The sequence below is a fragment of the Streptomyces sp. DvalAA-43 genome (assembly GCF_900091725.1).
Lineage (GTDB): Bacteria > Actinomycetota > Actinomycetes > Streptomycetales > Streptomycetaceae > Streptomyces > Streptomyces pulveraceus.
Genome location: NZ_FMBW01000073.1, coordinates 1 through 26,317, shown reverse-complemented (window position 1 = coordinate 26,317; position 26,317 = coordinate 1). Strand labels below are relative to the sequence as shown.

The 26,317-nt window shown below is 71.6% G+C and carries 18 protein-coding genes and 1 pseudogene; 9 read left to right on the top strand and 10 right to left on the bottom strand.

Going from position 1 to position 26,317, the window contains the following annotated elements; genetic code table 11:
• Positions 1 to 22: 22 nt before the first annotated feature.
• The 4 genes from GA0115234_RS31145 to eccB all read right to left on the bottom strand — a co-directional run bounded on the left by GA0115234_RS31145 (position 23) and on the right by eccB (position 5,133).
• The gene (locus tag GA0115234_RS31145) at positions 23 to 1,696 is read right to left on the bottom strand and encodes a hypothetical protein (RefSeq protein ID WP_093548409.1); all 1,674 of its coding nucleotides are present in this window, start codon (positions 1,694 to 1,696) and stop codon (positions 23 to 25) included.
• Positions 1,693 to 2,154 (bottom strand): hypothetical protein, encoded by a 462-nt coding sequence (locus GA0115234_RS31140; RefSeq protein ID WP_176729323.1) that lies wholly within the window; start codon positions 2,152 to 2,154, stop codon positions 1,693 to 1,695. Before GA0115234_RS31140 ends, GA0115234_RS31145 begins: the two co-directional genes overlap by 4 nt.
• Before the next feature lie 175 nt (positions 2,155 to 2,329).
• Positions 2,330 to 3,586, bottom strand: coding sequence for a type VII secretion-associated serine protease mycosin (mycP, locus tag GA0115234_RS31135; RefSeq protein ID WP_093548405.1), 1,257 nt, complete (start codon positions 3,584 to 3,586; stop codon positions 2,330 to 2,332).
• 14 nt (positions 3,587 to 3,600) lie between these two features.
• Positions 3,601 to 5,133 (bottom strand): type VII secretion protein EccB, encoded by a 1,533-nt coding sequence (eccB, locus tag GA0115234_RS31130; RefSeq protein WP_093548403.1) that lies wholly within the window; start codon positions 5,131 to 5,133, stop codon positions 3,601 to 3,603.
• 182 nt (positions 5,134 to 5,315) lie between these two features.
• Here eccB and eccE point away from each other — a divergent pair, with 182 nt between their 5' ends.
• From eccE to GA0115234_RS31085, 9 genes are all read left to right on the top strand, one after another.
• Positions 5,316 to 6,656, top strand: a complete 1,341-nt coding sequence (gene eccE / locus GA0115234_RS31125; RefSeq protein ID WP_093548401.1) for a type VII secretion protein EccE — start codon at positions 5,316 to 5,318, stop codon at positions 6,654 to 6,656.
• Positions 6,653 to 7,363, top strand: coding sequence for a hypothetical protein (locus GA0115234_RS31120; RefSeq protein WP_093548399.1), 711 nt, complete (start codon positions 6,653 to 6,655; stop codon positions 7,361 to 7,363). The genes eccE and GA0115234_RS31120 overlap by 4 nt, the downstream gene beginning before the upstream one ends.
• 112 nt (positions 7,364 to 7,475) lie before the next feature.
• Positions 7,476 to 7,709 carry a DUF397 domain-containing protein gene (locus GA0115234_RS31115; protein WP_093548397.1) on the top strand — a complete coding sequence of 78 codons (234 nt, stop codon included), beginning with the start codon at positions 7,476 to 7,478 and terminating at the stop codon, positions 7,707 to 7,709.
• 324 nt (positions 7,710 to 8,033) lie between these two features.
• On the top strand, positions 8,034 to 10,724 hold the full coding sequence (locus GA0115234_RS31110; RefSeq protein ID WP_093548396.1) for an SCO5717 family growth-regulating ATPase: 2,691 nt from the start codon (positions 8,034 to 8,036) through the stop codon (positions 10,722 to 10,724).
• Positions 10,725 to 10,921: 197 nt separating this feature from the next.
• On the top strand, positions 10,922 to 12,793 hold the full coding sequence (locus GA0115234_RS31105; protein ID WP_093548394.1) for an ABC transporter substrate-binding protein: 1,872 nt from the start codon (positions 10,922 to 10,924) through the stop codon (positions 12,791 to 12,793).
• A 90-nt stretch (positions 12,794 to 12,883) separates the two neighbouring features.
• Positions 12,884 to 13,966: an ABC transporter permease gene (locus GA0115234_RS31100; RefSeq protein ID WP_093548393.1), complete on the top strand. Its 1,083-nt coding sequence runs from the start codon at positions 12,884 to 12,886 to the stop codon at positions 13,964 to 13,966.
• The gene (locus GA0115234_RS31095) at positions 13,963 to 14,904 is read left to right on the top strand and encodes an ABC transporter permease (protein ID WP_093548391.1); all 942 of its coding nucleotides are present in this window, start codon (positions 13,963 to 13,965) and stop codon (positions 14,902 to 14,904) included. Before GA0115234_RS31100 ends, GA0115234_RS31095 begins: the two co-directional genes overlap by 4 nt.
• Positions 14,901 to 15,923, top strand: coding sequence for an ABC transporter ATP-binding protein (locus tag GA0115234_RS31090; RefSeq protein ID WP_093548390.1), 1,023 nt, complete (start codon positions 14,901 to 14,903; stop codon positions 15,921 to 15,923). The genes GA0115234_RS31095 and GA0115234_RS31090 overlap by 4 nt, the downstream gene beginning before the upstream one ends.
• Positions 15,920 to 16,915, top strand: coding sequence for an oligopeptide/dipeptide ABC transporter ATP-binding protein (locus GA0115234_RS31085; protein ID WP_093548388.1), 996 nt, complete (start codon positions 15,920 to 15,922; stop codon positions 16,913 to 16,915). Before GA0115234_RS31090 ends, GA0115234_RS31085 begins: the two co-directional genes overlap by 4 nt.
• Positions 16,916 to 17,024: 109 nt before the next feature.
• Here GA0115234_RS31085 and GA0115234_RS31080 read toward each other — a convergent pair whose 3' ends face one another.
• The 6 genes and pseudogenes from GA0115234_RS31080 to infB form a co-directional block, all read right to left on the bottom strand.
• Positions 17,025 to 17,978 carry a bifunctional riboflavin kinase/FAD synthetase gene (locus GA0115234_RS31080; RefSeq protein ID WP_093548386.1) on the bottom strand — a complete coding sequence of 318 codons (954 nt, stop codon included), beginning with the start codon at positions 17,976 to 17,978 and terminating at the stop codon, positions 17,025 to 17,027.
• 43 nt (positions 17,979 to 18,021) lie between these two features.
• A complete protein-coding gene (locus tag GA0115234_RS31075) occupies positions 18,022 to 21,798 on the bottom strand; it encodes a S1 family peptidase (RefSeq protein WP_093548384.1) in 3,777 nt (1,258 codons plus the stop codon).
• 203 nt (positions 21,799 to 22,001) lie between these two features.
• On the bottom strand, positions 22,002 to 22,898 hold the full coding sequence (truB, locus tag GA0115234_RS31070) for a tRNA pseudouridine(55) synthase TruB (protein WP_093548382.1): 897 nt from the start codon (positions 22,896 to 22,898) through the stop codon (positions 22,002 to 22,004).
• Positions 22,895 to 23,347 carry a 30S ribosome-binding factor RbfA gene (gene rbfA, locus GA0115234_RS31065; protein WP_093548380.1) on the bottom strand — a complete coding sequence of 151 codons (453 nt, stop codon included), beginning with the start codon at positions 23,345 to 23,347 and terminating at the stop codon, positions 22,895 to 22,897. Before rbfA ends, truB begins: the two co-directional genes overlap by 4 nt.
• A gap of 25 nt (positions 23,348 to 23,372) precedes the next feature.
• Entirely contained in the window at positions 23,373 to 23,669 is a 297-nt protein-coding gene (locus tag GA0115234_RS31060) for a DUF503 domain-containing protein (RefSeq protein ID WP_093548378.1), read from the bottom strand.
• Between the two features lie 168 nt (positions 23,670 to 23,837).
• Positions 23,838 to 26,317, bottom strand: a pseudogene (infB, locus tag GA0115234_RS31055) (translation initiation factor IF-2); the annotation flags it as partial.

Genomic DNA, 26,317 nt, shown 5'->3' with positions numbered 1-26,317 from the left:
GACTTCCGAACCTTCCCTGTACCTAGTCGATCACCGGCGGTACGGCTCCACGCCGTCCGGCCTCCCACGTCTCTCTGTCTTCCCTCAGGTAGTCCGGACGCGGCGTGCCATCGTTCTGCTCCTCGTCGTCGGAATCCCGTCGGCCTGCGGGCCCGCGTGCAAGGCCTGCGCCCCCAGCGGTGAATCCCCTGGTGCTGCCGGATCCGGCAGCACCACGGCGCGGCGTACCCACGACTCCGTTCGAACCGGGAGTGCCCCGCCCGCCGGCCCGGGGCCCGGTGTTCGTTCCTCCGGCTCCGATCACTCCGCCGCGCGGAACACCACGGGCCCCCACAGGCGTACCCGTGCCCGGAACCGCGCGCTGCGGGGTCCCGCCCACGATGCCGTTTGCCCGGCCAGCAGGTGGACCAGGAGGCCTGGGCGTACCTGCTTGGCCTCCTTGCACGGGCCTGCCCCCGGTCACACCGGGCCGACCGACAACAGGTGACTGGTTTCCGCCCCCATCGGGGCGCCCCGACGTGCCCTGGCTCGGGCCACCTCCCAGCACGGGTGGACGTCCGACCAGAGCTCTGGTGCGTCCATTGGCCACAGGCCCACTGTTCATAGGGCCGTTCTTCCCAGGCTGCCCAATGGCTCTGGGCAGCCCGGTTGATGTCGTGGACCGCCGCAAGCTGTCTGCCACAGGTTTCACGAAGTCGTGCGCCACGGGCGGAGTCGGGCCTGTGCTCGGGCCCGTAGGACCTGTGGTCGGCGGGACGGGGGACGAGTCGGGCACTGTCACGGGCGCCCGTGGCACGGTCACGCTGTCGATCTCTGTCGAGATGGTCTTGTCCGGCACGGGTGCGGTTCCGAGCGCCTCGATCGCAGCTCTGCCGTCGACGCCCCTGGTGCCAGGGGTGCCTGCACCAGTTGCGGCAGCGCCGTCCGAGCTCCCCTGTGTCATGCCGTTGTTCAGTGTCTCGGAGCCGACGGAAGAGTCACCGGGTTTGTCACCCACTCTCAAACTGTGCGGCCGCGGCATCGCAATACCAAGCTGCTTGTCGAACCGCGGCGGCTCCTGTGCCGCCAGCGTCTCCTCCGAGACCGCGTAGTACGACGCCAGCCGGTTCGCCTGGTTGATGGCCTCCTGACGGTCCTTCTCGACCTTCACCGCCGCGACGTACTCCGGGTTGCCACCGATCCGCTTCGGTGTCTCGATGTCGTCGACGGACTTGCGGACCAGGCGGCTGTCGCGCGGCGGCAGGGAATTGCGCACCGACGCGAGACCGGTGCCCGCGACCGTGATCTGTGTCCCGGCCGCCTCCGCGAAATCGCCCAGCTTCGTGGCGTGGGCGACCAGGCCGTTGCCCCAGTCGCGGAAGGCGGTTCCGGACTCGCCCTCCCAGTCGACTGCCTTGATGAAATCGCCCAACTCCTTTGCGGCGTCCTTGATGGCCGTCCTGGCCTTCAGGAGTGCCGCACCCGCGTTCTCGAGGTGCTCCGGGTTGGAGTTCTCGATCAGGTCGATCATCGCGTTGAGCTCGTGGCCCTCGAACGACGTCCGCCCCGAAGATCCCGGACGTCCGGAGCCGAAGGAGTCCATGACGTTCTGGACCTGCCGGTTGACGTCGGTGGCGATCAGCTGGGACTGGACGTTCTGCTGGTCCTGCGCCCGCTGTTCCTTGGGAGAGAGTTCCGGATTCTTCGCTTCGCTCATTCGGCTGCCCACCCCGAGTCGCTCTGCTTCTCGTCGTTCCGGGGCTCGGACCGGCCGTCCTTCTCGCCCCGTGCCTTCTCGTGCTCCTTGTCCAGGCGCGCCTGGATCTCGTAGAAGCGCCGCCGGACGTCGTCGTCCACGTTGTCGAAGCCGACGGCCGCCGCGTGCACGCCGAGGCTCAGGTACTCGATCTGGTCGCCGAGGGACTTGGAGAGCGCGACGAGCGACTCGTGGACGCGGTTGTACTGCGCGTACAGCCCATCTGCCTCAGCAAAGCACGCGTTCTGGCCACTCAGGGCAGCGCGTGACACCGTCTGTGCCGCGATCTCCGACTTGCCGGCCGCCGAGCCCTCCAGCTCCGCGAGGAGCGTGTCCACGCGCCCCCTGAACCTCTCCAGCGCACCGACGCCACGCCGGAGATCGCCCCGGCCTCCCCCACCGCCCGGATCGGTCACGATCCTGCCCTTCCCCGTTTCCCCGTTTGCTCAGACCGTCACTCGTTGCTTTCGCATCACCGTGAACATGTCCGACCCCGTGCCGCAGACTCTAGCCACTGGCTACGACAGGACCAACCTGCTTATCCGCCACGTCACTTCCACGGTTCGTTTCCTGGTTGACGGCGGCCTCAAGGCCTCAGGCACGGCCCGCTCGCCCCAGGTTCCCGGACCGTCGTCGTGCATCGCGCACGGCCACGGCCACGCCCGCTATCGCGGCGACCAGCACGGCCCCGCCCACCATCACGTAGGTCGCCAGGCGTGCGTTGCGCTCCTCGGCCGTTTCACCCAGATGGAGTTCGGCCGGTGTCGGTGCCTCGCCCCTGCTCATGCCTTCGTGCGCCACCGGGCGTTCGATGGGCTTGTCGTCCTCCGTCAGGGCACGTACCGGGTCGACCACGCCCCAGCCCACCCGGCTGTCGTGGCCCGCGATCGAGCGTTCCGCCGTCTGCTGGATCTGGGCGACGATCTGTCGCCGTGTCCAGTCCTTGTGCTTGGCCTTGATGAGCGCGGCGACGCCCGCGACGTACGGGGCCGAGAAGCTGGTGCCGTTGTCGGCGCAGTGTCCGCCGCCGGGGACCGTCGAGATCATGTCCACGCCGGGGGCGGCCACGCCCACGAACGAGCCGGACTGGGAGAAGGCCGCCCGCTCGTTGTTGCGGTCCGACGCGGCCACGGCCAGGACACCGTCGAACGAGGCCGGGTAGGTCTTCTTGACGTTGCCGCCGAGCCCGTCGTTGCCGGCGGACGCGACGATCACGATCTCTCTGGCCAGGGCGGCGTCCACCGCCTCTTTCAGAACGCTCTCGGGCCGCACCGCCTTGGCCGTGTCCTGGGAGATGTTGATGATGTCCGCGTGGGCGTCGTTCGTTGCGTAGCGGATGGCGGTGGCCAGCGATTTGGCCGTTCCATGGCCCTCCGCGTCGTTCTGCTGGATCGGGATGATCGTCGCGTCCGGGGCCAGGCCGGTGAAGCCGGTGCCCTTGATCTCTCGTGCGGCGATGATTCCGGCGACCTTGGTGCCGTGACCGACCCTGTCGGTGGTGCCGTTCTCCTTGCCGCGCTCGATCCTGCCGCCGTTGTCGTCCGTGAGGTTCTTGTCAAGGAAGTTGCGGCCGCTCCTGGTGTCGACAGCCCCCTTGAGCTGGGGGTTCCTGATGTCCACGCCCGTGTCGATGACGGCCACCCGCACCCCCTTGCCCGTGGACTGCTTCCACAGCTCGTCCATCAGGACACGCTGCAACGACCAGGGGCGGCCCGCGTACTTCGCCGAGGGGAAGGTGCACTGGGTGGAGTCGTCCGCCGCCGCGGGCAGTACCGGCAGTGTGACGAGGAGGACGGCGGTGGCGGCTGCGGCCGTCAGCGGGCGCCGGTACGGAGAGGAGTGCGTCGTCATGTGGATGAGCTCCCTCAGGAACCCTGCGGCTGGCGTGCCGCGCCGGTCGACAGGCGTGGCCCTGTGGGCAGGAAGGAGGACCATGCGGCGGGGACGGGGGCGGGCACGATGTCCTTGTATCCCAGCCGGTTCTGGGCCTGTTGTGCCTCCTGCTGCCGCTCCGCCCTTTCCTGCTTCGTTCCTGATTCGCCGATGCCGGAGTCGTCCCCCACGCTGTCGCCGTTGGACTGCATGGCATAGCGCAGACCGGTGTCGGTGACCAGGAAGAGCGGTCCGGAGTCGGCGCTGGACCCCTTGAACTGCCGGAAGAGCTGCCCGGATCCGGGGGTGACGTAGGCGCTGCTGGAGCCGGTGGGGAGCGTCGCGGGGAAGCTCGTGCCCACCCAGGTGCTGAGTGTGGTGGCACCGTTCTTCGTGGCGACACCGCGCAGGACGTTGCACACGGTGTTGTGGCTGCCGGGCGCGGTCCGCGCGGAGTTGACCTGTTTCGCCTGGCTCGTGGGCCAGTCCATGCGCTGCCCGAAGGCCTCGCCGGGCTCGAACGCTCCGGCGCTGACATGCCTTTCCCTGCCGTCCTGGCCGAGGGGGACCAGGTCCCGCCTGCTGAGCAGGAGCTTCGCGACGAAGTCCGATACGGGGGCGACCCGGCCGGGCAGGACCACGTACTTCTGCGTCCTGGTGCCGGACGTCGCCGCGAGGACCATGCCCACCTTGTTCGCCTCGGGCGGCAGCTTCCCCGGGATGCCCGCGTCGGTGCCGGGAGTGTCGCGGATGTCCGGGAAGTCGATCGGATCCCCCTGGTGCAGGGTGTCCAGCCAGGCGGCGGAGACCCGTTGGGGGGTCCGGCGTTCGCCGAACAGGGTGCGCAGCAGCAGTTCGTCCCGCTTCACCCGGTACGCCTTCCCTTCGGCGTCCACGAGGTAGCGGGCCCGGTCCGGTCCCGGCCCTTCGACGTACATCACCTCACCACCGTGCAGCCGGCCCGCGCCCTCGGTCCGCTTCTGGTCGCGCTCCGCGAAGACGAACGACGCCTTCTGGATGGCCCTGCCGCCCTCGCCCGGCCGTTCGCAGACGGCCCACCGCTTCTTCGAGCCGGCCTCGTTCTGGTCCGGCAGCCGGTCGGGGGCGTAGGGGATGCCGAGCGTGGCGCCGTGCGGGATCGTGCCGTTGTCGAGGACCGATTCGTCGACGTTGATGACCTTGCCCTTGTCCGGGGCGAGGAGGAGCTTGGCGGACGACATGTTCAGCACCGGGTGGAGCTGCGTCTTGCCGTCGGTCGTCAACACCACATAGCGCGTGGTGGATTTGCTGGCGATGATGACGTTCTCGTAGGGGGTGTCCCATTTCTCGGGTGCCACGGGTTTGAACATCCCCCAGGCTCCGAACGCCGCGAGGACGACGGCACCGACGACCGCCCCGGGCACCACCGCGCGCAGGGGGCGCGGCGCGCCCTCCTCGGAGCCGGTCGGGCCGGGTTGCAGGAACTGCGCGATCAATCTCCGCTTCGCGAAGGTGTAGGCGTTGAGTTCGTCCCGCCGTGATGCCATCTGTCGACTGCCCCTTTTCCCCCGTGGGCGACCAGGCTCCCACACACACCGTGGGCCACTGCCGCCGACTGGGCCCCCTACTATGCCCGTTGGGGCTTGGCGGGCACTGCTCAGGTAGGGTGATCGCCCGGTCGACACCCGTGGGAAAACAGCACATACGCATACGAGGGGGCAACGCGGCGATGGGCTCAGCGACGCGCGAACGCACGGGGCCGGCTACCCATCGAACATCCGGAAATTCCCGACGGCAACGTGGCAACGAACCGGCCGGCCCAGCTCCCGCCCCGTCGGTGAACGCCCCCGCGGCGACGACTCTGCGGTCGCTCTCGCGGACCGGTGGCCTCGGTCCCGTACTGCGACAGATGGTGTTCGTCGAGGCGGCCCTGGCGGTCGCCGCGGTGGGTGCCGCGCTCGGCGGTACCTGGCCGGTGCCCGCGATCGCGATCGCCTGCCTGCTGGTGGCTCTCGCGGTGGTACGTCGCCGGGGCCGCACCGTGCAGGACTGGCTGTCGACGGCGCTCTCCGTCCGCGACCGCAGGCGCACGGCCGCGGCGCCCCCCGTGGACGCCGAGCCTCAGCTGGCGCCGGTGGCCGAGAGTGTGCCGGGCTTCGCCCCGTACATCTATGTCGACCGGAATCGTCGCACGGTGGGCATGGTAGGGGACGGCACGTTCCTGACCGCGGTCGTACGGGTCGAGGCCAGTGGTGAATCCCTCCGCCAGGCGCAGGGGGCGCGGGCGCTTCCGCTGTCCCTCCTGGGCGACGCCCTCTCGGTGGACGACATCGTGCTGGAGTCCGCGCAGCTCGTGCAGCAGGTGCGCCCCGCTCCGGCGCAGCATCTGCCGCAGCAGTCGGCGGCACGGCTCTCCTACACGCCCCTCCAGGAGCAGACCGGGGCGCCCGCGCTCCGGATGACCTGGGTGGCGGTGAAGCTGGATCCGGCACTGTGCCGGGAGGCGGTCGAGGCGCGCGGGGGCGGTGTCGGCGGTGCTCAGCGCTGTCTGGTCCGGGTCGCTGACCATGTGGCGAGCCGGATCACCGGTGCCGGATTCCGGGCCGTGGTGCTGGACCAGGAGGAGCTGCACTCCGCCCTGGCGACGTCCGCGTGTGCCAATCCGATGCTCTCCGCCCGCGCCGGGCGCCCGGATGTCCCTCCGCAGCGGCGGACGTCGGAGACGTCGAGGGTCTGGCGGTGCGACGATCGCTGGCACACCGCCTACGCGGTGGACCGCTGGCCCGAGTTGGGCCGGGGGGCGACCCCGCTTCCCCGCCTCGTCGCGCTGTTGACCTCGGTGCCCGCGTATGCGACGACCTTCAGCCTGACGGTGCGCCGCGGTTCGCGCCAGGGCGATGTTTCCGTCTCCGGTCACGTCCGGATCACGGGTGGCTCGGACACCGAACTGGTCGGCGTGCGAAGGACATTGGAGCAGGCCGCACGGCACGCCGAAGTCGGCCTGGTGCGGCTGGACCGCGAGCAGCTGCCGGGCGTACTGGCGACGCTCCCGCTGGGAGGAGCACAGTGACGGTTCGTATCCGCCCGGGGCGGGGCCTGCGCGGCCCTCGCCACGCGGGACACACACTGGCCGCGGAGCATCTGGGCGCGCTGTCGTTGCCGGTCGGGGACGACGGGGTGATCCTCGGTACCGATGCCGAGGGGCGTACGCAGATGATCGGGTTCCACCGCCCGGCACCGTACGACGTCCTGCTGATCGGCGGTCTGTGGACCGCGCAGGTACTGGCGCTGCGTGCGGCGGCCACGGGCGCGCGGGTGGCGGTGGAGACCGGGCGCACCCAGGCGTGGACGACTCTGGCCCAGGCCGCGGGTGCGGGTCTTGAGTGTGTCTCGCTCCACGACGTGGGGCGGGTTCCGCCGACCGGTGCGGCCGTGAGCAGCCCGGTGGTCGTGGTGCGGGACTGCGGGATGCGCCCGCCCCGTGGCCGGGTGGTGTCCTCGCCCTGGCAGTCGGTGCTGACGCTGCTGCCCTATCTGAGCCCCGTGGCGCCCCGGTTGATGCGGGCGTCGACGCTCGTGGGCGTGCAGCGGGTCTCACCCGCCGAGGCGGACCAGGTCGGCCGGATCCTGGGGCTCGCCCGGACCGAGAGCGAGGCACTGCCCACGCTGGCGGACGGGGTCACGCTCTGGGTGGCGGGCCGTGAGCGCCACTGGGTGATGACCGGTGCGACGGAGATCGAGACCGGGCTGCTGGGCGCCGCCCGCCGGATGGACTGAATCCGGATGGACCGGATGATGGGCTGAATACTGTCCCGTTCATGCCCCCGGACCTGCCGCTTCCGGGGAAGATGGCCGGGCAACGACTTGGTTCGATCGAAGGGACGCCGACATGGGCACCCAGCAGGAAAAGGAAGAGCTCTACGCGCTCGACATCTCGGATGTGGAGTGGCTGAGCGCACCGGGGACCGAGAACGTCGAGGAACGGGTCGAGATCGCACATCTGCCGGGCGGCGCGGTCGCCATGCGCTCGTCGCTGGACCCCGAGACCGTGTTGCGGTACACCGAGGCCGAGTGGCGCGCCTTCGTACTGGGCGCACGGGACGGTGAGTTCGACCTCACGTAGGCGAGGGCAACGTGCGGGGTGGCTGTCCGGATCGGCGGCCACCCTTCGCCATGCCGGGATATGCAGCGAATTGACCGCTTCGCTCTGTGTGCTGTTGGCGCCCGGGGTACTTGAGCGCACCACGTGATGCACGGGACAGTTCTTGCGGTGCCGTACGGCCTGCCGGAGGGAGCCCCATGACGATTAGGGTGGGTCCGGGCGCGGCAGAAGAACCTGCGGGCAGGCAATGCGTGTCCCAGGGGGAGAGCCGGGCGGTCAGGCAGACGGAAACGGTCGACCCCACCCACCACGGCACAAGGGTGCTCGACCACACCAGGAGGCAAAGTGAACGGCGATCGGGACGAGATCCGCGGGGGCTGGAACAAGCCCGTCGACGAGTCGTCCGACGCGGAGCCCGCCGAGATGACGGGTGAGTTCACCATCGACTACACCCCGCCCGCCTGGTACACGCAGAACGCGCCGGGGGACTCGTCGGGCGGTGCCGGAACGCATCTCGCGCCGCCTCCGCCGCCCACCGGGGCGCCGCTCTCCGTGCCCCCGCCGCCGAGCGCGGGCGGCTTCGACTCCGACTGGACCCCCGCACCGCCCGCACCGTCCGCGCCCGCACCGGTTCCCGCCCAGTCCGCCGCGGGTGACTCCGCGACGGGTGACACCGCGCCTTCTCCCGCGCCGGGTACGGGGGATTCCGGCGGTGCGTCGGACCCGTTCGGGAGCGGTGACGTGGAGAGCGGCACGACCATGCGGTTCTCTCCGGCCGCGCTGAAGCGGCAGATCGCGGAGATCGAGGGAGGTGCGGCGGACACCTCCGGGAGCGGCTCCGGTCCGGACTCGGGCTCGGGCTCCGCTGCTGCCGGTGCTGGCGGCACGGGGGCGGGCGAGGCGCCCGGTTCCGACTCCGCGCGGACACCGGACGCGTCCACCGGGGGGTCCGACGGCGCCACCGCCGCGGATTCAGCCGCCGGAAGCCGGACGGACGGCCCGGACGGCGCTGCCGACGGTCCGCAGGACTCCGCCCCCGCCGACGCCGCCACGGACGCGACGCCCCAGGACGTGCCGCCCGCCGGTGCGCCGCAGAACACCCCGGCGCCCGCCACACCGAACCCCTGGGCCCCGGCGGCGCCGCAGGGCGGTGGCCTGCCGCCGCTTCCGCCCGCCTTCCAGCCCGCCGCGCCGCAGCCCACCGCGCCCCAGCCGGCTCCGCAGTGGCCCGCACCAGGCCCGGCCGGCCAGGCGCCCGGCGGCTACGGCTTCCCGCAGGCCGGGGCACCCCAGCCGCCCCAGCAGCCTCAGGGCGGTTACGGATTCCCGCAGCAGCCTGCTCCCCCGGCGCAGCAGGCACCGGGACAGGGCGGTTACGGATTCCCACAGCAGCCTCAGCCACCGCAGCAGCCTCAGCCGTCGCACGCACCCCAGCCTCCGCACGCACCCCCGCAGGCCCAGGCGCCCCAGCAGTCGCAATGGCCCGCGCAGCAGGGCGCCCCGCTGCCGCCGCAGGTCCCCCACGGCCCTCAGGCACCGCAGGCACCCCAGCCCCCTGCTCAGGCCGCGCCCCAGCTGCCCGCGCAGGCAGCGCAGCAGCCCGCCCAGCCCCAGCCTCCCCACCAGCACCAGCCACCGCAGCCTCCGGGGCAGCCGCAGCCGGGAGCCCCCGTCGACCCGCGCACCGGGGGCGCCTGGCCGACCCCGGTCACCCACGACCAGCGCGAGCGCTCCGTACCCGGCGCCCCGCTCGGGTACACGGCGGCCGTGGAGCTCTCCTCCGACCGGCTGGTCCGGGGCAAGCAGAAGGCGAAGAGCAGCCGCAACCCCTCCGGCGCGTCCCGCTTCAAGCTGGGCGGCAAGAAGGAGGAGGCCGAGCGCCAGCGCAAGCTGGAGCTGATCCGTACGCCGGTGCTGTCCTGCTACCGGATCGCGGTGATCAGCCTCAAGGGCGGCGTCGGCAAGACCACGACGACCACCGCGCTGGGCGCGACCCTGGCCACCGAGCGGCAGGACAAGATCCTCGCCATCGACGCCAACCCGGACGCGGGCACGCTCGGCCGCCGGGTGCGCCGCGAGACCGGCGCCACCATCCGTGACCTGGTCCAGGCGATCCCGTACCTCAACTCGTACATGGACATCCGCCGGTTCACCTCGCAGGCGCCCTCCGGGCTGGAGATCATCGCCAACGACGTGGACCCGGCGGTCTCCACGACGTTCAACGACGAGGACTACCGGCGCGCGATCGACGTGCTGGGCAAGCAGTACCCGATCATCCTCACCGACTCGGGCACCGGTCTGCTCTACAGCGCGATGCGCGGGGTGCTGGACCTCGCGGACCAGCTGATCATCATCTCGACGCCGTCGGTGGACGGTGCGTCCAGCGCGTCCACCACGCTGGACTGGCTGTCCGCGCACGGCTACGCGGAGCTCGTGCAGCGCTCCATCACCGTCATCTCGGGGGTCCGCGAGACCGGCAAGATGATCAAGGTCGACGACATCGTGCAGCATTTCGAGACGCGCTGCCGGGGCGTGGTGGTCGTGCCGTTCGACGAGCACCTGTCGGCCGGTGCCGAGGTCGACCTCGACATGATGCGACCCAAGACCCGCGAGGCGTACTTCAACCTCTCCGCGATGGTCGCCGAGGACTTCTCCCGCGCCCAGCAGCAGCAGGGCCTGTGGACCTCGCACGGCTCCAACCCGCCGCCGCAGTACGCCCCGCCGATGCCCGGCCAACAGCAGCAGTACCCCCCGCAGCAGCCGTTCCCGCAGCAGCAGCCGTACGGCGGCCAGCCGCCCGCGCAGCCGTACCCGCCGCAGCCCGGACCCGGAGTGCAACAGCACGGCTGGCAGCAGCCGTTGCCTCCGCAGGCCCCGTCCGCCGCGGCCCCGGCGGGCCCGCTCCCGCCCCACCAGCAGCAGCCGGCCCTGCCCGGTCAGCCTGGGCAGCCGGGTCAGCCGGTTCCGCCCGAGCTCCAGGGGCCCGTACCGCCCGCGGGATGGCCTCAGCAGCCGCCGCCAGCGCCTCAGCAGTAAGGCATCAGAGGTCTGAACCAATGAGGGCCCGCACCGTCTCCACGGTGCGGGCCCTCTGCACATTCCCGCAGCCCACACGCCGTTTCGATGACCGTTGACGCAACTCGACCACCGCTGATAAACCTTCGCTTCACCAGCTGGCGAACCACAGATCAACCCGCCTTCTCCGTGCGAGTCATGACGCGAGGTCCCTGACCATGGTCGAAAGAGTTCCACCACGCTCCGCCAAGCCACGCACACGGCTGCGTGTGCTCCTGGCCTCCGGTGCCGCCGCACTGGCGCTGGCCGCCGGGTCCGTCGTCCCGGGTGTGCCGCTCGGCGCCGCACCGCAGCAGGCGCAGGCAGCCGACGGCGGGAAGTCGACACTGACCGTCGCCGTCGCACAGAGCGCCGACTCGATGAGCCCGTTCCTGGCCCAGAAGCTGCTCAGCACCAGCATCACCCGGCTCATGTACGACTTCCTCACCAACTACGACACCAAGGACAACCACGCGATCCCCGGCCTGGCCACCAAGTGGGAGCCGTCCGCGGACAAGTTGACCTGGACGTACACCATCCGGTCCGACTCGAAGTGGTCGGACGGGCAGCAGGCCACCGCCGAGGACGCGGCCTGGACGTTCAACAAGATGATGACCGACGAGGGCGCCGCGCAGGCCAACGGCAACTTCGTCGCGAACTTCAAGAAGGTCACGGCTCCCAGCCCGACCCAGCTGGTCATCGAGCTCAAGGAGCCGCAGGCCACCATGGCGGCACTCGATGTGCCGATCGTGCCGAAGCACGTCTGGGAGAAGGTCGGTGACTTCTCCAAGTTCAACAACGACACGTCGTTCCCGGTCGTCGGCAACGGGCCGTTCATCCTGACCGACTACAAGGTCGACCAGTATGTGAAGCTCAAGGCCAACAAGGACTTCTGGCGCGGCAGACCCAAGTTCGACGAGCTGGTCTTCAAGACGTACAAGGACCAGGACGCCGCCGTCGCCGCGCTGCGCAAGGGCGAGGTCTCCTTCGTCGCCGGCTCCCCCGCGCTGACGCCCGCTCAGGCCGCGTCCCTCAAGGGCGAGAAGAACGTCAAGGTCAACGAGGGTCCCGGCCGCCGCTTCTTCGCGCTGGCCGCCAACCCGGGCGCGCAGACCAAGGACGGCAAGAAGTTCGGCGACGGCAACAAGGCCCTTCTCGACCAGAAGGTGCGCCAGGCCCTCTTCCTGTCCATCGACCGCAAGACCATCATCGACAAGGTCTTCCAGGGCCACGCCGTCGAGGGCCAGGGCTACATCCCGCCGCGCTTCTCCGCGTACCACTGGCAGCCCACCGCCGAGCAGAGCCTCGCCTACGACCCGGCCAAGGCGGCCAGGCTGCTCGACGAGGCGGGCTACCGGCTCAAGGGCGACCAGCGGGTCGGCAAGGACGGCAAGCCGCTCGACCTGCGCATCCTCTGCCACGCCACGGACCCCAACGACAAGGCGGTCGGCAAGTACCTCAAGGAGTGGTGGGGCAAGCTCGGCATCGGCCTGAAGGTCGACTGCCTCGACGACGTCTCCGTTCCCTGGTATGCCGGTGAGTACGACCTGGCCTTCGACGGCTGGTCGGTCAACCCGGACCCCGACTTCGTCCTCGGCATCCACACCTGCGCCGCACTGCCGGCGAAGGCGAAGGACAGCGCCTCCACCGACAACTTCATCTGCGACAAGAAGTACGACGAGCTCTACAAGAAGCAGCTCGCCGAGTACGACCCCGCCAAGCGCACCGAGATCGTCGACCAGATGCAGTCGTGGCTCTACGACTCCGGGTACATGAGCGTCATCGCGTACCCGAACGCGCTGGAGGCGTACCGCACCGACCAGATCAAGTCGATCACGACCATGCCCGAGGCGGCCGGGAACATCTACGGCCAGGACGGCTACTGGAGCTGGTGGTCGGCCGTTCCCGCGTCCGGCGGCAGTTCGGACGGTTCCGGCGGGTCGGGCTCCACCGGCGTCGTCGTCGGCATCATCGTGGTGGTCGTGGTGCTCGTCGGCGGCGGGCTGTTCATCGCGATGCGCCGCCGCAACACGGCGGACGACCGCGAGTAATCACTCGGACGGGTGAAGAGGGGCCGGCCGGGGAGCACCCGCCCCGCCGGCCGGCCCCTCCACGTGCAGCACGAGTAACGAGAGTTCCCCATGACAGCTGACAGCACTCCGGCGCTCGTGCAGATCGCGGACGCGGACACCGACGGCCCGGCTCAGCCCGGCGCGTCGGCCGCCCGCGGTCCACGGGCGCGCAACACCAAGGCCTATCTCCAGTACGTGGCGGCCAAGATCGCGGGGGCAGCGGTATCGCTGTTCGCGGTCCTGGTCACCAGCTTCTTCCTCTTCCGGCTGCTCCCCAGCGACCCGGTGAAGCAGATGACGGGCGGCCGGCCCGTGTCCGCCGAGCAACTCCAGTCGCTGCGGCATCAGTTCGGACTCGACCAGCCGATGTGGCAGCAGTTCACGACCTATGTCGCAGACGCCCTCACGGGCGACTTCGGCACCTCGTTCCAGTTCCACGCGCCGGTCATCGACAAGATCACCGAGGCGCTACCGGCGACCCTGCTCCTCACCGGCACCTCGTACGTCCTCTACACCGCGCTCGGCATCTGGCTCGGCACCCGGACCGCCTGGCGCAACGGCTCCCTGAGCGACCGCTTCAACACCGCGTTCGCGCTCACGCTCTACTCCGTGCCGTCGTTCTGGCTGGGCCTGCTCCTGATCATCGTCTTCTCGGTGGGCATCGGCCCGATCCCCGGGATGTTCCCGACCGGCGGGCTGGAGTCGGGCAACGAGACCGGCTTCGCCTACGTCCTGGACGTGGCGCACCATCTGGTTCTTCCGGTGATCACGCTGGTCGCCGTCGGGTACGCGCAGACGCTGCTGGTGATGCGCTCCTCGCTGCTCGACGAGATGGGCAGCGACTATCTGACGACGGCCCGCGCGAAGGGGCTGCGGGACGATGTCGTACGCCGCAAGCACGCCGTGCCGAACGCGATGCTGCCGACCTTCACTCTGATGTTCGTGAACCTCGGGCATGTGGTCGCCGGACAGATCCTGGTCGAGACGGTGTTCTCCTGGCCGGGCCTCGGCGGCCTCTTCTACCAGGCACTCAGCGTGCCCGATCTCCCGCTCGTGCAAGCGCTGTTCTTCGTCTTCGCCACCGCGGTGATCCTGGCGAACACCCTTGCCGACGTGCTCTATCCGCTGCTCGATCCCCGGGTGGGCCGATGACGACCGAATCCATGCCCACGCCCACGCCCACGAAGGCGGAGACCGAGGGGAATCCACGCGCTCTGGCCCGCGCGCGCAAGCGCCGGTCCGCCGCCCGCTTCTGGCGGGCGTACCGGGGCCACCGGAGCGGACTGTGGGGTCTGGCCGCGCTCGTCGCGATCGCGTTGGTCGCCCTGTTCGCGCCGCAGCTCGTCGGCGCCGACTCGCAGAGCGTCACCGACGCCCCGGGTGGCGCGCTGGAGTCGCCGAGCGGTGAATTCCCGCTGGGCACCGATCAGTTCGGACGCAGTGTGCTGGCCCTGCTGGTGTGGGGTACCCGGGTCTCGCTGACGGTCGGGCTGCTCGCGGCGTTTCTGTGCGTCGCCATCGGTACGGTCGTCGGCATCGTCGCGGGCCACTTCCACGGCTGGTACTCGACGGTCCTGATGCGGATCACCGACTGGTTCCTGGTGATGCCGACCCTGGTCCTCGCCATCGCGCTCGCCACCGTGATGGACCGCTCGATGTGGACGGTCATCATCGCGATCGGGGTCACGACCTGGCCGACCACGGCCCGGCTGGTGCGGGCCCAGACGCTCGCGGTGGAGTCGCGCCCGTACATCGAACGCGCCCGCGCACTGGGCGGCGGTCACGGGCACATCATGATCCGGCACGTGCTGCCGAACGTGATGCCGCTGGTGCTGGCGCAGACCACACTGGTGATCTCCAGCGCGATCCTCACCGAGGCCACCCTGGCCTTCCTCGGTCTCAGCGACCCGACCACCACCTCCTGGGGCGGCATGCTCCAGGACGCTCGCGAGGCGGGCGCCGTCAGCGCGGGCGACTGGTGGTACCTGGCACCGCCCGGCATCGCCATCGCCCTGGTGGCCCTGGCGTTCACGCTGTGCGGCCGCGCCATCGAGTCCGTCCTCAATCCCAAGCTGGGGGTGGCCCGTTGAGCACGACGAGCATCCGCAAGACACCGCTCCTGGACGTACGGGACCTCACGGTGACGTACGCCGGCGGAGCACAGGCCGTCCGCGGTGTGAACCTCTCGGTCGACGCGGGGCAGAAGCTCGGCATCGCCGGCGAGTCGGGCTGCGGGAAGTCGACGCTGGCGCTCGCGCTGCTGCGGCTGCTGCCCGCCGGCACGAAGGTCTCCGGCGAGATCCTGCTGAACGGCGAGGACGTCCTCACCATGAAGTGGGGCCAGGTCCGGGCGGTGCGCTGGGCAGGCGCGTCGATCGTCTTCCAGGGCGCGATGCACTCGCTCAACGCGGTGCACCGCATCGGAGAACAGATCGCCGAACCGATTCTGCTGCACCGGAAGGCGACGCAGGCCGGTGCGGCGAAGAAGGCCGGCGAGCTGCTGGAGCAGGTGGGGCTGCCCGCCGCCCGCGCCTCCGCCTATCCGCACGAGCTCTCCGGCGGTCAACGCCAGCGCGTGATGATCGCGATGGCGCTCGCCTGCGACCCGGGGCTGATCATCGCGGACGAGCCGACCACGGCTCTCGATGTGATGATCCAGGCCCAGATCCTGCGGCTGATCGAGCAGCTGGTGTCCGAGCAGGACCTCGGCCTGATCATGATCAGCCATGACCTCGCGGTGCTCTCCGACACCTGCGACCGGCTCGCGGTGATGTACGCGGGCCGGGTCGTCGAGGAGGGCCCGGCGTCCGAGGTCTACGAGAACGCGCACCATCCGTACGGCAAGGCCCTGTCCGGCGCGTTCCCGCGCATCGGCGACCCGGCCTCCCGGTTCGCGCCCCGCGGGCTGCCCGGCGATCCGCCGGACCCGTCGGCGCTGCCCGGCGGCTGCACCTTCCATCCGCGCTGTCCGGTGGCCCTGGAGTCCTGCGTGACCGAGGATCAGGAGCTGCGGGACGCGGGGCCGGAGCGGCGGGCCGCCTGCGTGCTGGTGGAGCCGGGGGCGGTCGCGGCCCGGCCGGGCGCCGAGGAAGCAAGGAGCACACCATGACCACCACCACTGCGCTGCTCAGCGCCCAGGGGCTGAAGGTCACCTTCCCCGGCCGGCGCGGGGCCGCCCCGGCGCGGGCCGTGGACAGTGTCGACCTGGACATCCGGCCCGGCGAGATCGTCGCACTGGTCGGCGAGTCGGGCTGCGGCAAGACGACGCTGGCGCGTTCGCTGCTGGGGCTGGTCCCGCCGACGTCCGGCCAGGTCACCTTCGGCGGCAAGCCGCTCGACTACGCGAGCCGGGCGCTGAAGACGTACCGCAAGCGGGTCCAGCTGGTGCTCCAGGATCCCAGCGGTTCGCTCAATCCGAGGCACACGGTGTACGACGCCGTCGCCGAGGGCCTGCGGATCCACGGCTACGCCGGGGACGAGCGGGAGGCGGTCGCCGGGGCGCTGTCGCGGGCCGGTCTTCGGCCGCCGGAACGATTCTTCCTGCGCTATCCGCATGAGCTGTCCGGCGGTCAGCGCCAGCGGGTCGTGATCGCGGGCGCGCTCGTCCTGGAGCCCGAGCTGATCGTCGCCGACGAACCGGTGGCCTCGCTCGACGCCTCGGTGCGCGGGGAGATCCTGGCTCTGCTGCTGCGACTGCGGGACGAGCTGGGCCTGTCCGCCCTGGTGGTCACGCACGATCTCGGTCTGGCGTGGAACATCGCGGACCGGGTCGCGGTGATGTACCTCGGGCGGATCGTGGAGACGGGAAAGGTGGAGCAGATATTGACGGCTCCTCAGCATCCGTACACCCAGGCGCTGTTGTCGGTGCTCCCGGAGTCCGGGGCCGAGCCGGTGATCCTGACCGGTGAGCCGCCGGACCCGTCCAGGGTGCCGTCCGGCTGCCGGTTCCATGCCCGCTGCCAGGTGCTGGCGTCGGGCGAGGCGGAACGGGCGGGCGTCGCGGAGGCCTGCCGTACGCAGGATCTGCCGGTGCTCGCGGGCGGCGGGCAGACACAGGTGGCGTGCCACTGGGCGGTCGCCGCCGCGAAGGCGCGCCCCTGACCCGGCCGCCTATACGAGGACGCGGGGCCGGGACCGTCGAGGACGGTTCCGGCCCCGAGTCGCCCCACGGGAAGAAGACCGGCCGCGCCCCTACGCGCGCGGCGGGGGTTCAGCCGCGCTCGTACGCTGAGATCAGCTCGCTGCACCGCTTCACATCGGCGGCCATCGCGACGAGCAGATCGTCGATCGACTCGAACTTCAGCATCCCGCGCACATACGCGAGGAAGTCCACCGCGACATGGAGCCCGTACAGATCGAGGCCGACGCGGTCGATCGCGTACGCCTCCACCGTTCGCTCCGTGGCGTCGAACTGCGGGTTCGTGCCGACCGAGATCGCGGCGGGCATCGCCTCGCCGTCCACGTTCAGCCACCCCGCGTAGACGCCGTCGGCGGGGATCGCGGTGTGCGGCAGGGTCTCCACGTTGGCCGTGGGGAAGCCGAGCTCGCGGCCGCGCTGCGCGCCGCGGACCACGATGCCCTCGACCCGGTGCGGGCGGCCCAGGATCTCGGCGGCGCCCGCGACATCGCCCTCGGCCACCAGCCGACGGGTGAGGGTGGAGGAGAACGGCTCGCCGCCGCCCGCCTCGCCGCTCACGTACAGGTCGATGACCTCGACGGCGTAGTCGTAGGTCTCACCGAACTCGGTGAGCAGCTGTACGTTCCCGGCGGCCTTGTGGCCGAAGCGGAAGTTGGGCCCCTCGATGACCAGCTGTGCGTGCAGCTTGTCGACGAGGACCTTCACGATGAAGTCGGCCGGTGCCAGCTTCGAGAACTCGGCGGTGAACGGCAGGATGAGCACCGCGTCCACCCCCAGCTCCGCCATCAGCTCGGCGCGCCGGTGGTGCGGGGCGAGCAGCGGCGGGTGGCTGCCGGGCCGTACGACCTCGCTGGGATGCGGGTCGAAGGTCACCACGACCGAGGGAACGCCCAGCTCGCGGGCGCGCTCCACAGCGCGCCCGATGATCAGCTGGTGTCCGCGGTGCACCCCGTCGTAGGAGCCGATGGTGACGACGCTGCGTCCCCAGTCCTGGGGGATGTCCTCCAAGCCACGCCAGCGCTGCACTGTGACCGCTCCTCGCCCGAACCCGTGTACGTGAGATTGCCTGTTACGCAGGTCTAAGACTGCCATGCTCACGCCCCGCGGCCTGCATCGGCATCGCCTTCCGGCTTCCCAGCGCCTCCACCGTGCGCCGTGCGCTCGGGCCGACGAGCGCCGCCCATTCCTGCGGAGCCCCGGCCAGCCACCCGGTGACCAGGGCGGCGAATCCGGGCACGTCACGGGCGAGTTCGACCAGCGCGCGGTCGAAACGGACCGCGCCCTCGGGGGTCCGGACCAGCAGCGTCCCGGTGCGGTGGACCAGGGCGCGGGTACGGGCGGGGGCGCGCTTGCCGGAACCGGTCGCGGCGGCCCGCAGCAGCGCGTCGAGCACGGCCGGATCCCGGTGGGCCTCCTGCTCGAAATCCAGCAGGACCTCCAGCAGCTGTTCCCGCAGCGGCCCGGAGGCGGGACTGCCGGGCGCGGCGAGCACCCCGGCGAGCGCACCGCGTACCGGCGGCGCCACCGGACGGTCCCGCAGCAGCCCGGTGATCAGCGGCAGCAGCAGGGCGCGGGCGGCTGGGCCCCGCTCCAGCCTCCGGTCGACGTACGAGGCCGCGTGCACGGTGTCGTCCGGGTGGCTGTCGATGTAGGCGCGCACGAGTCCGGCGGTGTGCAGGGCGAGCGCGGGGGCCTCGATCCCGGCGAGCGAGCGGAGCGTCTCGCCCGCCCCCTCGTCCGGCCGGGTGAGCCGCTCCCGGAACGCGGCGAGCACCGGTTCCGGATGGGAGGGCAAGGCGACAGCGAGCGCCTGCGCGGACGGCCCGGACTCCCCCGCGACGAAGGCCCGGAGCGCCTGTGGGAGATAGCGGTCCCTGGTCCGCGGATCCTGTACGAGGAGGGCGAGCGCGGCCCCGTGCAGGGCGGCGTCCGCCGGGCGGGCCAGCAGCGCCAGGGCCGATCCGCGCAGCAGCTCGCGGTCGGCGTCGAGGGTGGTGTGCGCCGAGGTGACCAGCGCATAGGAGGCGGCGGCGGTGCGGCGGGCGGGCCGGTCCTCGTCGTGGGCCCAGCGGTGGACGGCCCGGCACAGCGCGGCGGGCGCGTCCTCGGCCAGCGCGGCGAGCAGCTCCTCGGCCCTGGGGTGGGAGGTGGAGACGAGCGCGTCGGTCAGATCGTCGACGGCCAGGTCCCGGCGGGCGTAGAGGAGCGCCTGGGCGGCGGCGGCCACGGTCGGCCGCATCGCGCCCCCGTCCCCGGCGGGCAGCGGGCGCTCGTCGGTGAACCAGCTGCACAGCAGGGGCTGTACGGTCCGGGGCCGGTCGGCGAGCCGTCGCGCGACGGCGTCCAGGAACCGTTCGCCGTCGGCGTCGGGGGGCGTACCGCAGGAACGGTCGGCGCGGGGCGGCTCGTCGGCGGGGACGAGACGCCGGAACAGATCGATCCGGTCCTCCTCGGGCAGTCTCAGCCGCCGCCAGAACCACGGCCCGAACGCGGCGTACGTCCCCGGGCCCGCGGCCGCCCGGCGCACGACCCGGCCGGCCAACAGTCGCAGCACGCCGAGATACGGACGGGCGTCGGGCACCCGGAGCAGGGTCTCGGAGAGCAGCCGGACCGCCCACCAGCGGGCGTCATGACGCGGTGTTCTGTCGGCCACGACACCGTCCGCCGCCTCCGGATCCGCACCCGGACCCTCCTCCGCCGACAGCCGGTCCAGCGCGTCGATGAGATCGGCCAGCTGGTGGGAGAGCGCGGCGGGCCCCTGTCGGCGGCCCAGGAGCAGCAGGGCCTGGATCACCGGGCCGATGCGATGACGCGGCACGGGCAGGGTGCGCGGCCCGGTCGCCGCCCTGGGCTGCTCCGCCGGGTCCGGCAGAGGCGCCCCGCCCCGCCCCGTACACGGCTCCATGGGCACCGCCCCGCCCCGCCCCGTACGCGGCTGCGTGGACACCGCCGCGGCCCGTTCGCGCCCCGTACGCGGGCTCCTCGGCCGCGGGACCCGGCGTCCGGCCACCGTCGGGCCCGGCTCCTGGCGCGGCCCCTCCTGCGCATGCCACCGGTGGACCAGCGCGTACAGTGCCGCGTCCACATCCAGGTGGGCGCCCTGCACCCAGTCCCCCAGCTCCTCGTGCGCGAAGCGGTAGCCGGCGCCCGCCGGGACGAGCAGGCCCTCGGTGAGGACGGCCGACGCCCAGCCCGTGCGCCAGGGGAAGACCTCCTCGAACGCCTCCCGGTCCAGCTCCCCCTGGCCGGGGCCCAGACAGCGCCGCGCCGCCTCGTGGACCTGCCCCGCCACCCGGGCGGCCAGCCTGCGGACCGCGCCGCCCCCCGGCGCCGGGCCCGAGGCGGCCGCGATACGGACCGCGACGCGCAGGCACATCAGGTCCAGGTGGGCACCGAAGACCTCCTCGGTGTCGGGCTGCCCGGCGACGTCGCCGGGCAGCGCGGCACGCACCTCCGCGAGCAGGCGCAGGGTGAGCGGGTGGCGGTCGTGGCCGGGGGCGAGCGCCCCGGGCGGGATGGCGTACCGCTCCCCGGCCCGTTCGGCCTGGACCGCGGTGAGGTCGCCCAGGCGGACCGCGGAGGGCAGCCGCGCGGCCGGTCTGGCGGGGCGGTGCAGCACTTCGGGCGGGCAGAGCGCGCCGGCCGTCTCCCAGTGCTCGGGCCCGCAGGCGATCACGAGCCGCGCCCCGTTCTCCCGCAGCCATGCGACGGTGGCGTCGGTCCACCGGGCCGGCTCGTGGGCCAGCGCGGGAGGCATCTCCTCGGGGCCGTCCAGCAGGACCAGCAACGGGCTCCCGGACTCCTCGGCCAGCCGGGCCACCCGCTCGGGGGTGGCGCTCGCCATGTCGCCCCGGGCCCCGGCGGCGGTGACGATCCTTCCGGCCCGGCGCAGTGCACGGGCGACGGCGTCGGCGACCGAGGTGTCGTCGGTCAGCAGGTCGGCGCCGCGCAGCCAGAGGGTGGGTGCGGGGACCGGGCCGCGCGCCCGGCGTGCGGTGAGCGCGGCCAGTTCGGTGGTGCGGCCCGTGCCCGGTGCCCCGACGAGGCCGAGGACGACGGCGGGACCGTCCGGTGCCGTCGCGGCGCGGTCCGGGGACTCGAAGGCGGTGAGCTCCGCGACGACGTCCGGGCGTTCGACCGGATCGGGGCAGGCGGCCGGGCCGTCCGAGGAGCCGAGCGAGGTGGCGGTGAGGTGCAGGGCGCCCGCGAGATTGAGGTCGCGCCCGTATCCGGGGACGCTCGTCGCGTTGCGCCGCAGCAGTGCGTCGAGCGGGCCGCCGGTGCCCGCCGCCCACAGCGGCACGGCGAACGCGCCCGGATGTCCGGCGCGCAGCGCACTGCCCAGCACGGCGATGACCGCGCCGCTCTCCGGGTCGAGGACGGGCCCGCCCACGGCGGCGCCGCCCAGCCGCAGGGCGTCCCTGCCGTCCGTGCCGAGCGCCAGCTCCAGCGCCGCGCCGATCCGGTGGGAGCGGCCGTGCGCGGTGTACGTCACGGGGGCCGTGCCGAGCACCCGGGCCTCGCGCCAGCCGTGCGCGGCGATCGTCACGTACGTACCGGCGTCGATCCGGTCGCGCAGGGCGATCGCGACGGGTTCGACGCCCAGCTCACCGGGGCCGGCGGTGGGCAGCAGCGCGAGGTCCAGCTCGGGCAGCGCGGTGATGTCCCCGGCCTCGACGGTGCGGCTGCGGCCGCCCGCTCCGTGCAGGACGGACCGGGCGAGGCCGGCCACGGCTTCGTGGCTGGTCAGGACCGTGCCCCGGTCGTCCGCGACGAACCCGGTCCCCCTCGGCCGGCCGGCCGGATCGCAGATACGTACCAGCGCTGTCCGGTCCCCGCTTTCCATGGTCCGACGTTAGGCCGGATGATCAGCGCGTGGACCACTCGGAGTAAACGCGCCCCCGAATGCACCCCTGATTCACTCCGAGCGCCTGCTCATTGGGGTGAATTGAAGGCGCCCGGTGGACAGAACATGTGAGGGACCGTGGAGCGGGCGCAGGGAACTGCCCCGCCCGCTCCACGATGACGTCCCGGAGGCCGGTCCACCCGTCAGGCGAATACGGCCAGGCTCTTGGCCTTGCCCTTCTGCTCCTCGACGAGGACCAGGAACCGGCCGTCGGGTCCGAAGACACCGACCGGTCCCGGCGGAAAGGCCGGCATGTCCAGCCGTACGCCGTTCAGCAGCAGCTTGGCGCGCTTCTCGTCCACGTCCCAGCGGGGGAAGGCCGAGGCGGCGGCCTCGGCCACCGGCATCACGGTCAGCTCCTGCTGGTGCTGGTCGAGCGTCCGCGCCGCGTCGAGGCCGTAGGGCCCGACCCGGGTGCGCCGCAGCGCGGTCAGATGCCCGCCGACGCCGAGCCCGGCGCCGAGGTCCCGGGCGATCGCACGGATGTACGTACCCGAGGAGCAGACCACCGAGACGACCAGGTCGACGACCGGGGTGCCGTCCTCGGCAGTCTCCGGCCGGACGTCGTAGACGCGGAAGGACGAGATCGTCACCGGCCGGGCCGGGATCTCGAACTCCTCGCCGCCGCGTACCCGCGCGTAGGACCGCTTGCCGTCGATCTTGATGGCGCTGACCTTGGACGGCACCTGCATGATCGGTCCGGTCAGGGCCGCGACCCCGGCGTCGATGCCGTCCCGGGTCACGCCGGAGGCGTCGGTGGACGAGGTGATCTCGCCCTCCGCGTCGTCCGTGACGGTGTTCTGGCCGAGCCGGATCGTGCCGAGGTACTCCTTCTCGGTCAGCGCGAGGTGGCCCAGCAGTTTGGTGGCCTTCTCGACACCGAGCACGAGAACCCCCGTCGCCATCGGGTCCAGCGTGCCGGCGTGGCCGACCCGGCGGGTCCGGGCGATGCCGCGCATCTTGGCGACGACGTCGTGCGAGGTGAAGCCGGACGGCTTGTCGACGATGACAAGGCCGTCCGGCGTTTTCTGCGATGTCATTCGGAGGCGGCGTCCTCGTCGTTCTCGTCGTCCGCCTTGCGGTACGGGTCGGCACCACCGGCGTACGTGGCGCCGGAGGACGCCTCGCGCACCCGCGCGTCCGAGGCACGCGCCCGGTCGAGGAGGTCCTCGATCGCCTTGGCGTTCTCCGGAAGGGCGTCGGCCACGAAGGCCAGCGTGGGGGTGAACTTCGTCCCCGCCGCCGCTCCGACCGCGGAACGCAGGATGCCCTTGGCGCTCTCCAGACCGGCCGCGGCGCTCGCCCGCTCCTCGTCGTCGCCGTAGACCGTGTAGAAGACCGTGGCCTCCCGCAGGTCACCGGTGACCCGGGTGTCCGTGATGGTCACGTGCGTACCCAGACGCGGGTCCTTGATACCGCGCTGCAGTTTCTCGGCGACCACCTCCTGGATGAGGTCCGCCAGCTTCTTCGCCCGCGCGTTGTCGGCCACTGGTCCGTCTCCTTCTTCGCCTTGCTCAATCGTCTTCGTCGCTGTGGACCCGCCGTCGTACGGACAGCAGCTCCACTTCCGGGCGGGCGGCCACCAGCCGCTCGCACCGGTCCAGAACATCTGTGAGGTGTCCGGTCTCCCCGGAGACCACGGCAAGGCCGATCTCGGCCCTGCGATGGAGATCCTGACCGCCCACCTCCGCCGCGCTCACCGCGAATTTGCGCTGGAGCTCGGCGACGATCGGACGGACGACTGAGCGCTTCTCCTTCAACGACCGTACGTCGCCGAGGAGCAGATCGAAGGACAGTGTCCCCACATACATGTGTGTCCGGATGTCCCGCCGGTTCGGGTTCGCGCCCCGCCAGTGCTTGGCAGGGACACCAGAACCGTACACGGAACGGCCGGGGCCGATCGACGGAAATACGACCCGTCGACCGGCCCCGACTGTGGAAGAGAGATCCGGGGGTCTCCCCCCGGAATTCCCCGTGGATCAGCCTCGCGGCTTCTCGCGCATCTCGTACGTCGCGATGACGTCGTCGATCTTGATGTCGTTGAAGTTTCCGAGGTTGATACCGCCCTCGAAGCCTTCGCGGATCTCGGTGACGTCGTCCTTGAAGCGGCGCAGACCGGAGATGTTGAGGTTCTCCGCGATGACCTTGCCATCGCGCAGCAGGCGCGCCTTGGTGTTGCGCTTGACCTCGCCGGAGCGGACCAGCACACCGGCGATGTTGCCCAGCTTGGACGAGCGGAAGATCTCGCGGATCTCCGCCGTACCGAGCTCGACCTCTTCGTACTCCGGCTTGAGCATGCCCTTGAGGGCCGCCTCGATCTCCTCGATGGCCTGGTAGATCACCGAGTAGTAGCGGACGTCGACACCCTCGCGCTCCGCCATCTGCTGGGCACGCCCGGCAGCGCGGACGTTGAAGCCGATGACGATGGCGTCGGAGCCGGTCGCCAGGTCGATGTCCGACTCGGTGACCGCACCCACACCGCGGTGCAGGACCCGGATGTCGACCTCTTCGCCGACGTCGAGCTGGAGCAGCGAGGACTCGAGAGCCTCCACCGAACCGGACGCGTCGCCCTTGATGATGAGGTTGAGCTCCTGGACCAGACCGGCCTTGAGCGCCTCGTCCAGGTTCTCCAGGGAGAACCGGACGCCCTTGCGGGCGAAGTTGGCGTTGCGCTCACGGGCGGCACGCTTCTCGGCGATCTGACGGGCCGTACGGTCCTCGTCGACCACCAGGAAGTTGTCGCCGGCACCCGGGACGTTGGTGAGACCGAGCACGAGGACGGGGGTCGACGGACCCGCTTCCTCGACGTTGTTGCCGTTGTCGTCGAGCATCGCCCGGACACGGCCGTACGCGTCGCCGACCACCATCGTGTCGCCGATGCGCAGCGTGCCGCGCTGGACCAGGACCGTCGAAACGGCACCGCGACCGCGGTCGAGGTGGGACTCGATCGCAATACCCTGCGCGTCCTGCTCCGGGTTGGCCCGCAGGTCGAGCGAGGCGTCGGCGGTGAGGACGACGGCCTCCAGCAGTGCCTCGATGTTGAGGCCCTGCTTGGCGGAGATGTCGACGAACATCGTGTCGCCGCCGTACTCCTCGGCCACCAGACCGAACTCGGTGAGCTGACCGCGCACCTTGGTCGGGTCGGCACCCTCGACGTCGATCTTGTTGACCGCGACCACGATCGGCACCTCGGCCGCCTTGGCGTGGTTCAGCGCCTCGATCGTCTGGGGCATCACACCGTCGTTCGCCGCCACCACGAGGATCGCGATGTCGGTGGACTTCGCACCACGGGCACGCATGGCGGTGAACGCCTCGTGACCCGGGGTGTCGATGAAGGTGATCCGGCGGTCCTCGCCGTTGACCTCGGAGGAGACCTGGTAGGCACCGATGTGCTGGGTGATGCCGCCGGCCTCGCCCGCGACGACGTTCGTCTTGCGGATCGCGTCCAGCAGTCGGGTCTTTCCGTGGTCGACGTGACCCATGACGGTCACGACCGGCGGACGGGAGACCAGGGCCTCTTCGCCGCCCTCGTCCTCGCCGAACTCGATGTCGAAGGACTCCAGCAGCTCGCGGTCCTCCTCCTCGGGGCTGACGATCTCGAGGACGTAGTTCATCTCGTCCGCGAGCAGCCTGAGAGTGTCGTCGGAGACGGACTGCGTCGCCGTGACCATCTCGCCGAGGTTCATCATCACGGCGACGAGCGACGCCGGGTTGGCGTTGATCTTCTCCGCGAAGTCGGTGAGGGAGGCACCGCGCGACAGACGGACGGACTGTCCGTTGCCGCGAGGCAGCATGACGCCGCCCACCGACGGGGCCTGCATGGCCTCGTACTCCTGGCGCCTCTGCCGCTTCGACTTGCGACCACGACGCGCGGGACCGCCGGGACGGCCGAACGCACCCTGTGTGCCACCACGGCCACCGGGGCCGCCGGGACGTCCACCGAAGCCGGGACGACCGCCGAAGCCGCCGCCACCGCCGGGACGACCCGCACCGCCACCGCCGCCGCCACCGGGACGACCGGCGAAACCGCCGCCACCGCCACCGGGACCGGCCGGACGGCCTGCGAAGCCACCGCCGCCGGGACGGCCTGCGCCGCCACCGCCGCCGGGACGACCGCCGCCACCGGGACCACGGCCACCGCCGGGGCCACCACCGGGACGCGGGCCGGCAGCGGGACGCTGCGGCATCATGCCCGGGTTCGGACGGTTACCGCCGGGGGCACCGCCCGGACGGGGAGCCTGCGGACGGGGCATGCCGCCCGGAGTCGGACGGGCACCGCCAGGACCCTGAGGCCGCCCGGTCTGCGCGCCACCGGGGCCGCCCTGCGGACGCGGGGCGCCCGGACGGTCCTGGCCGCCGCCGGGACGCGGGGCGCCGCCGGGACGGGGCGCCTGCGGACGGGCCATGCCCGTCGAGCCACCGGAGGTGAAGGGGTTTGTTGCCCGGACGGGGACCGGCC

What these genes read in the sequence shown, in the direction of transcription:
- GA0115234_RS31145 (WP_093548409.1), bottom strand. Translation starts at nt 1,696, where the DNA reads ATGAGCGAAGCGAAGAATCCGGAACTCTCTCCCAAGGAACAGCGGGCG.
- eccB (WP_093548403.1), bottom strand. Translation starts at nt 5,133, where the DNA reads ATGGCATCACGGCGGGACGAACTCAACGCCTACACCTTCGCGAAGCGG.
- GA0115234_RS31115 (WP_093548397.1), top strand. Translation starts at nt 7,476, where the DNA reads ATGGGCACCCAGCAGGAAAAGGAAGAGCTCTACGCGCTCGACATCTCG.
- eccE (WP_093548401.1), top strand. Translation starts at nt 5,316, where the DNA reads ATGGGCTCAGCGACGCGCGAACGCACGGGGCCGGCTACCCATCGAACA.
- GA0115234_RS31075 (WP_093548384.1), bottom strand. Translation starts at nt 21,798, where the DNA reads ATGGAAAGCGGGGACCGGACAGCGCTGGTACGTATCTGCGATCCGGCC.
- truB (WP_093548382.1), bottom strand. Translation starts at nt 22,898, where the DNA reads ATGACATCGCAGAAAACGCCGGACGGCCTTGTCATCGTCGACAAGCCG.
- mycP (WP_093548405.1), bottom strand. Translation starts at nt 3,586, where the DNA reads ATGACGACGCACTCCTCTCCGTACCGGCGCCCGCTGACGGCCGCAGCC.
- GA0115234_RS31105 (WP_093548394.1), top strand. Translation starts at nt 10,922, where the DNA reads ATGGTCGAAAGAGTTCCACCACGCTCCGCCAAGCCACGCACACGGCTG.
- GA0115234_RS31060 (WP_093548378.1), bottom strand. Translation starts at nt 23,669, where the DNA reads ATGTATGTGGGGACACTGTCCTTCGATCTGCTCCTCGGCGACGTACGG.
- GA0115234_RS31085 (WP_093548388.1), top strand. Translation starts at nt 15,920, where the DNA reads ATGACCACCACCACTGCGCTGCTCAGCGCCCAGGGGCTGAAGGTCACC.
- GA0115234_RS31100 (WP_093548393.1), top strand. Translation starts at nt 12,884, where the DNA reads ATGACAGCTGACAGCACTCCGGCGCTCGTGCAGATCGCGGACGCGGAC.
- GA0115234_RS31095 (WP_093548391.1), top strand. Translation starts at nt 13,963, where the DNA reads ATGACGACCGAATCCATGCCCACGCCCACGCCCACGAAGGCGGAGACC.